This is a genomic window from Streptomyces sp. SD15, from assembly GCF_054462255.1.
Genome location: NZ_JBTLMO010000157.1, coordinates 1 through 798, shown reverse-complemented (window position 1 = coordinate 798; position 798 = coordinate 1). Strand labels below are relative to the sequence as shown.

Below are 798 nucleotides of genomic sequence, written 5' to 3'. Positions count from 1 at the left end.
CATTCCCAGGGTGAGATCGCTGCCGCGCACATCGCAGGCATCCTCACTCTTGAGGACTCCGCTCGCATTGTGGCGTTGCGTTCTCGGGCTCTCTCCCAGATCGCGGGTCGCAGTGGCATGGTCTCTCTGCCGTTGCCTCTGGTGGACGCGGAGGATTTGATCGGCCGGTGGGAGGGGCGGCTGGTCGTGGCTACGGTCAACGGGCCGTCGGCCACTGTGGTCGCGGGTGACATTGCCGCGGTCGAGGAGTTGTTGGCTCACTGCGAGGGCGAGGGCGTTCGTGCCCGTCGTGTCCCCATCGACTATGCCTCTCACACGTCTCACGTGCACCCGCTTCGCGATCAGTTGCTGGGTGCCCTGGCTCCGGTCGAGGCGCGTTTGGCCGGTGTTGCGTTCTATTCCACTGTTGGCGGTCATCTGGGTGGGCCGATGGCTGATACGACGGTGATGGGCGCCGAGTACTGGTACGACAACCTGGCCACCGCTGTCCACTTCCAGGCCGCCACCGGTGCTCTGCTGGACGACGGGTACACCTTGTTCGTCGAGGTCAGCCCTCACCCGGTGCTCACCCACCCCCTGCAGGAGACCGTCGAGGGTCACACGGGCACCGGCGAGGTCGCCGTCACCGGCACGCTGCGCCGGGACGACGACACCTGGCAGCGCGTGCTGACCTCCCTCGCCACCGCCCACACCCACACCACCGCCACCGCCCCGGTCGACTGGTCGGGCTTCTTCCCGACCACCCGGCCCACCCACCTCGACCTGCCCACCTACCCCTTCCAACGGCAGCGTCACTGG

General features: G+C 67.5%; 1 protein-coding gene. It reads left to right on the top strand.

What is annotated here, in order from left to right:
- A partial coding sequence (locus tag ACX28W_RS43990) for an acyltransferase domain-containing protein (protein ID WP_459005705.1) occupies positions 1–798 on the top strand: 798 nt, incomplete at both ends.